Annotated in this window: 5 protein-coding genes, 1 tRNA gene, 1 rRNA gene and 1 pseudogene; 5 read left to right on the top strand and 3 right to left on the bottom strand. The window is 55.5% G+C overall.

Annotated features, from left to right (window positions below; all coding sequences use genetic code 11):
* The first annotated feature begins 70 nt into the window (after positions 1-70).
* The 5 genes from rrf to GH784_RS24965 all read left to right on the top strand — a co-directional run bounded on the left by rrf (position 71) and on the right by GH784_RS24965 (position 4,810).
* Positions 71-185 (top strand): 5S ribosomal RNA (gene rrf / locus GH784_RS24985).
* Between the two features lie 319 nt (positions 186-504).
* A tRNA-Met gene (locus GH784_RS24980) sits at positions 505-581 on the top strand.
* A gap of 537 nt (positions 582-1,118) precedes the next feature.
* Positions 1,119-2,228, top strand: coding sequence for a 2Fe-2S iron-sulfur cluster-binding protein (locus GH784_RS24975; RefSeq protein ID WP_065702558.1), 1,110 nt, complete (start codon positions 1,119-1,121; stop codon positions 2,226-2,228).
* A gap of 42 nt (positions 2,229-2,270) precedes the next feature.
* A complete protein-coding gene (gene hisC / locus GH784_RS24970) occupies positions 2,271-3,392 on the top strand; it encodes a histidinol-phosphate transaminase (protein WP_065702559.1) in 1,122 nt (373 codons plus the stop codon).
* A complete protein-coding gene (locus tag GH784_RS24965) occupies positions 3,389-4,810 on the top strand; it encodes an FAD-binding oxidoreductase (RefSeq protein ID WP_065702560.1) in 1,422 nt (473 codons plus the stop codon). The genes hisC and GH784_RS24965 overlap by 4 nt, the downstream gene beginning before the upstream one ends.
* A gap of 51 nt (positions 4,811-4,861) precedes the next feature.
* Here GH784_RS24965 and GH784_RS27560 read toward each other — a convergent pair.
* The 3 genes and pseudogenes from GH784_RS27560 to GH784_RS24955 all read right to left on the bottom strand — a co-directional run.
* Positions 4,862-4,987: pseudogene (locus GH784_RS27560) on the bottom strand (S-(hydroxymethyl)glutathione synthase); the annotation flags it as partial.
* A complete protein-coding gene (locus GH784_RS24960) occupies positions 4,966-5,652 on the bottom strand; it encodes an ABC transporter permease (RefSeq protein WP_013636823.1) in 687 nt (228 codons plus the stop codon). The pseudogene GH784_RS27560 and the gene GH784_RS24960, both read right to left, overlap by 22 nt.
* 4 nt (positions 5,653-5,656) lie before the next feature.
* On the bottom strand, positions 5,657-6,364 hold the full coding sequence (locus GH784_RS24955; RefSeq protein ID WP_065702561.1) for an ABC transporter permease: 708 nt from the start codon (positions 6,362-6,364) through the stop codon (positions 5,657-5,659).
* Positions 6,365-6,405 lie beyond the last annotated feature (41 nt).

Genomic DNA, 6,405 nt, shown 5'->3' with positions numbered 1-6,405 from the left:
GAAGCGCAAGCTTCCCAGCTTCTCGAAACAACACTCATGTGAAAACATGAACTGTGTTGCGTTTTGCCGACCTGGTGGTTATCGCGGGGCGGCTGCACCCGTTCCCATTCCGAACACGGCCGTGAAACGCCCCAGCGCCAATGGTACTCCGTCTCAAGACGCGGGAGAGTAGGTCGCTGCCAGGTCTGCAAAACGCAACAAATATCTTCTCAAGCAAACTCTTCGGCCCAGCCGATACAAAGGGCCGCTCAAAGCGGCCTTTTTGCATTGCGGAACATGAAAACATAAGGAAAACGCAGCGTGCGTCCCTTAAAGGAGACAAATCGCCTTCGGCAATTTGCTCCGGAACTATACATCACAGCGTCCCTGTGATGCAGTCGCGATAAATCCCATAGGGATTTACGCTGGTCGCGATAAATCCAATAGGGATTTACGCTGGTCGCGATAAATCCAATAGGGATTTACGCTGGTCGCGATAAATCCAATAGGGATTTACGCTGGTAACGCGGGGTGGAGCAGCCCGGTAGCTCGTCAGGCTCATAACCTGAAGGCCGCAGGTTCAAATCCTGCCCCCGCAACCAATATCTTCAAGACTATCAACAACAAAGCCCTCCCATCCCGGAGGGCACCTTGCGTTTAGGGCCTTGGATACCGCAAATGACTTGCTGGCGGTATAGCCACGTGGGGCTCTGGTAGCGTGCAGCTAGGCCTGTATCCTGCTCCCGGAGCACTCTGCAACTATCTAACGATTGGTTCTGAAGATCACGTTCTGTTTTGGCGTATCCCAGTGAAAAACGAGGGCGCAAATCCAGAGTTGCTCGCGCCAATTCAAACCCCCTTAGTTTAGCTTTTCTAAACAAAAACGCATCTGTGGCGGGATTGTCTCTCTTTGTTGACGCGCAAATAATGAGATTTGTCAGAGGGATAAATTGAGGTGGGGCCTTGGGGCTGCAAATTGGTGAAGACCAAATTGCCAGCGAGTTTTTGAGGAAGTTCTGCCTCCCGCGAAACCCTTTGATCGTCTGCAGGTTGACGCAAGCCTTGAGCGATCTCACGGGGAGAGCTCTCGAGGCGATCTGCGGATTTCCGGATATTGCAATCATCAGGACAAGCAAATCATGACGACCCGCCTGGATCCACGTTTTCGCCCGTTCGAGGTAAAGCGCAAGGTGCGCGAGAGTGCCACGATCACGTCATTTTACCTCACGCCTCTCGATCCTGCGGATTGGTGTACTTTTGAGGCGGGCCAGTTTCTGACGATCCAGATACCGCATCCCGAAGGCAAAGAACCGCTTGTCCGGAATTACACGGTTTCGTCAGGACCAAATGAGATCGGGGTCTATCGTATTACCGTGAAACGGGAGGCCGCTTTAGCGCCCGATATGGCCGATGGTCTTGTTTCGTGCTGGCTCCATGACGCCGTAGAAGAGGGTGCGGTCATCCATATTGACAGGCCGCGTGGTGCCTTCAAACTCGACAAGGCCAGTCAGCGACCGGTTATTCTCTTGTCCGGTGGCGTCGGGCTGACACCTACGATATCCATGTTGAAGGTCTTGGTTGCGGAAAGCGATCGGCCCGTCTGGTTCGTCCATGCCTGCGACGGGGCTGCTACCCATGCGCTGCGTGAAGAAGTACGGGTGCTCGCTGAACAGCGCAGCAACGTCCATATTCATTACTGTTATCGTTTTCCGACCGACGAGGATGCTAAAGCCGGGCTGTTCCATTCCGCCGGTTTCATCACGCGGGAGACCTTGCAGTCGTTTCTGCCGCTGGACGATTACGAAGTCTATATGTGCGGACCACCGCCGTTCATGCAGGCGATGTATGACCTGCTCCTCTCCCTCGGCTTGGAGAAAAGCAAGATTGCCTACGAGTTTTTCGGGCCTGCCTCCCTGCTTTCGCCATCGCAGCCGAAGAAGGAAGCAAACCTCAGCCTCACTGTTGCTCCGGTGGCGTCAGAGCCTGAGTACTCAGGCATCGAGATCGTTCTTGGAAAGTCAAATGCCAGATTCGAGTGGGATTCAGCCTCGAAATCCATCCTGAGCTTTCTGGAGAGCCGGGGTATTGAGCCAGCATTCTCCTGTCGCGCGGGTGTCTGCGGCAGCTGTGTCCAGGACCTTGTGTCCGGCGACGTGGAATATGTGGAAGAGCCGCTGGATGACGTGCCATCCGGGCAGGTTCTCCTCTGTTGTTCCAAGCCCGTGAGTTCAGTCGTACTCGACCTCTGAAACCAGATTCCAGCGTTTATCCAAATCAGCGAGATCAACCCCATGGCCGATACACTCAGACTCAACCCGCACGTTGCTGAACTCCCGCCTTATAATGCTGGAATGAATATCGCCGTTGCGCGAAGCAAGACGGGTTTGACCGATATTGCGGCCCTTGCCAGCAATGAGAATCCATATGGTTGCTCGCCGAAGGTAACCGCTGCGCTGGCCAGTCTCGACCCTTCACGCTATGCGGATCCTGCCTGTGTGATCTTGCGTGATGCGCTTAGTCGAAAGATCGGCGTTGCCGGAAACCGGATTGTGATTGGAAACGGCTCGGAAGAGATGATTGCTGCCGTTTGTCGCGCGGTCCTGCGTCCGGATGCTACCGTGGTCGCGATGCTACCTGGTTTCGGCCTTCACGAAATCGAACCCAAAGCAAATGGTGCGAAAATCATCAAGATACCGATGACGAAGGATCTTCGGTTCGATCTTGAGGCGATGACGACCGCATTGCGCGAAAAGCCATCGATATTCTTCATCTCCTCGCCTTCCAATCCCGTGGGCCCGGCGTTGCGACTGGATCAGCTCTCAGCCCTCATTGCAGCTGTCCCGAAAGAGACGTTGCTTGTTTTCGACGAAGCCTATTTCGAATTCTGCGACGGGAATACGCCAGATGGGCTTAAGACACTGGCTGACAGCGCTATCTCCTGGGTCGTGCTCAGAACCTTCTCGAAGGCCTACGGGCTGGCTGGGTTGCGCGTCGGATATGCCGTGGCTTCCGATGAGCGGCTGGCACAGGCCATGTCATCTGCAAAGACACCGTTCAACGTCAATGCAGCCGCGCAATTGGCCGCAGTTGCCGCGCTCGATGACGAAAACTGGATGCGGGTTTCAGTCGAAAGCGTCATCAAGGAGCGCAGGCGCATGGCTGCGGCAATCGCCTCGCTTGATCTTTTCGTTCCGGACTCTCAGACGAATTTTCTCTTCATCGATGTTGGTTGCGACAGTTCGATCGCTTTCGATCATTTCCTGTCCCATGGCGTCATCGTCAAACCCTGGAAAGAACCGGAGTTCGCCAGCTTCATTCGTGTGACCGTCGGGCTTCCTGCGGAAAACGACCGTTTTCTCGAAGCGTTACGCTCACTCAAAGATAAGCTTCCTGAGGCAAAAGTCGCGTCATGATCGAACACAATACCGCCTCAACACGGGATTTGTCCGCCGCGTTTCTTAATGAAATCGACCAGATTATCGGCCTGTCGAACCTGAAACGCGGTGATGCCGTTGCCAATCTCGATTATGGCGTAACGCCTGCGAATTTCGGTGCGGATGCGGTTGCTTTCCCTTCATCTCCGCACGAGGTTGCGTCGATCATAAAAACTGCGGTTGCCCATGGTATATCGGTTGTACCGCAGGGTGGCCGAACCGGGCTTGTTGGCGGGGGTGTGTCCGTCCCCGGTCAAATCGTGGTGTCCACCGCCCGGCTGAACCGGATCGTGGAAATCTATCCAGATGAGCGGGTTGCCGTTGTGGAGGCGGGCGTTACGCTTCAAGCGTTGCAGGCGGCCGCATCGGAGCATCGTCTCGAGCCAGGCATCGACTTGCCATCGCGTGGTTCTGCCACGATTGGCGGAATGGTCTCGACCAATGCCGGCGGGATTTCTGCCTTTCGATATGGGGTGATGCGACATTGCGTGCTCGGGCTGGAAGTCGTATTGCCTGATGGCTCGATATATTCCGACCTGACACGCGTGGTGAAGAACGCCGCAGGATACGATCTCAAGCATCTCTTCATCGGGGCCGAGGGTACGCTTGGTATTGTGACCAGGGTTGCCATCAAGCTAGAGCCGGTTCCCGCAGCAACCGCAACCGCACTTTTTGGGCTTCCCTCCGTTGAAGCGGCTCTTGATGCAACCAGGCTGGGATTGACCGTGAGGTATGGCCACATGCGTGCGGCGGAAGCGATCTGGAATTCGTTTTTCTCCCTGACGGCGGGCGAGCACCTTTGGTCGGCGCCAGATTATGCCCCTGACTATCCTGTCAACCTCATCATGTCTCTGGGCGGCGGTGACGAGGAACAGCTTCAGATGGAGCTCGGCCGGATTTACGAGGAGCTGTATGAAACCTATCCGAACATGTCCGCTGTCGTCGCAACATCGAAGGCGCAGGAAGCAGAGTTGTGGCGTCTGAGGGAGGACACGGACCTTATCTATCGCAGATACCCGGCTGCGCCGTCCTTTGACGTCTCCGTCCCCTTGTCGCAGATCGGAGAATATGTGGCTCGCTGCGTACCGGAGCTTCGGTCAATCGATCCTCTCCTCGATCCCTACCTCTTCGGCCACATTGCCGATGGCAATCTTCACATTGTTCTCAATGCAGCCGGGGCAGCTCTGACGCCCGCCAAGATTGCTGCCATCGAATCCGTTCTCTACCGCGACCTGACGCAATCGGGTGGTTCGTTCTCGGCGGAACATGGGATAGGCTCCAAACGCATTCATGCGTTGCGGAAGACAGCGAACCCGGTAAAATTTGCCTTGATGACGCGGATCAAGGCCGCAATCGATGGCGGATGCACTCTTAACCCCGGCAAAGTCACCGGCTGACATGACAACGCCGCGCTCTTTAGGCGCGCGGCGCGGACACGACATAGGCGGCTACGGTTCAGTTCGCCAGAACGCCATTTTTTTGGCTGTCCAGGCGGCGATATAGTCCATAAATTCGCGTGACAGGCAGTCGTAAGGTTCGAGACTACTGGCCTTCAGCGCGCTTCGTGACGCATCAGATGTGCCTCAAGCATGCGGATGAGCATGACGAGGGTGAGGTTGATGACGAGGTAGATGGCACCCGCCAAGGCGAAAACCTCGAAAATCGCGAATGTCTGGCTCATCAGGCGCTTTGCATATCCCGTGATCTCGAGAACCGTGATTGTCGAGGCAAGGCTCGTACCCTTGACGACGAGGATCAGCTCATTGCCGTAAGCCGGCAGAGCCTGGCGAATGGCGAGCGGGAATTCGATCCGGCGGAAACGCATAAATGGTGACATTCCCGTGGCTTTGGCCGCTTCCTTGAGACCCGCGGGAACCGATAATAATCCGCCTCGCAGAATCTCCGATGTATAGGCGGCCGTGTTGAGCGCCATCGCCATGACCGCGCAGCGCGCACCATCACTAATCACCCACCACGTTATGGCATTGCCTTTGATAAAGCCAATTTGGCCAAGCCCGTAGTAAAACAGGAACAGCTGTACAAGCAGCGGTGTACCGCGAAAGACCATGCTGTAATATTTTGCAAACCCGGCAAGGAAACGGTTTTCGGACAGCCGCATGAGCGCAAGACCAAGGCCGAGATTGAAACCGATCGCGACAGATATCGCGGTTATGGTCGCCGTTGTGGAAAGCCCTTTCAAGAGGAAAGGCATCGATGTTTTCAGGAATTCGATATCCATCGCGTTACTTCCTCGCCCTTAGTCTCACCAGGCGTTCGACCCTGTCGAATCCAGCCTGGCTTATGATGGTGATCGCGAAATACACGACGGCTGCGATAAGAAAGAAAATCAGGGGATTGCGGGTGCTACCGGCGCCAACCGAGGCGGCGCGCATCAGTTCCTGTAGCCCGACAACCGATACCAGTGCCGTGTCCTTGATGGTTGTCTGCCAGACATTGTTCATACCGGGGATGGCAATGCGTAGCATTTGCGGGATGATGATGCGCCTGAAGATGCGGCGCCCGGGAATCCCCAGTGCGCGCGCAGCTTCTATGTGTCCCGTCGGGATGGAAGCCAATGCTCCCCTGATAACCTCGGTCGAGTAGGCGCCTGAAATCGTACCGATGGCAATGATGGCAATGATGAAGGCATATCCGCTGTCCGCAAGGGCAGCATATCCGAAAGCTGTGGCAACCTGTGTCACGAATTGCACGGAAGAAAAGAACAGCAGATAGATGATAAGCAGTTCAGGCACCCCCCGCACGAGAGAGGTATAGGCGTCTACCACAAGTGTCAGCGGGAATATCCGCGCCCACTTGGTGACCCCGCACAAGGTTCCGATCAACGCACCGACAAGCATGCTGACCGTACCGACGGCAATCGTTATTGCGGCCCCCTGCAGAATGGCTCTTATCCAACCACCCTGCCAAACTAGGATCAGACTAGACTCCATTGGATTTGCCTTGGTTTTGCTGCGCACTCCCTTGCCTTTTT

The sequence above is a fragment of the Agrobacterium tumefaciens genome, assembly GCF_009649785.1.
Classification (GTDB): Bacteria; Pseudomonadota; Alphaproteobacteria; order Rhizobiales; family Rhizobiaceae; genus Agrobacterium; species Agrobacterium tumefaciens.
Note: the sequence above shows the minus strand (reverse complement) of the source record. Positions and strands in the feature narration are given on the sequence as shown.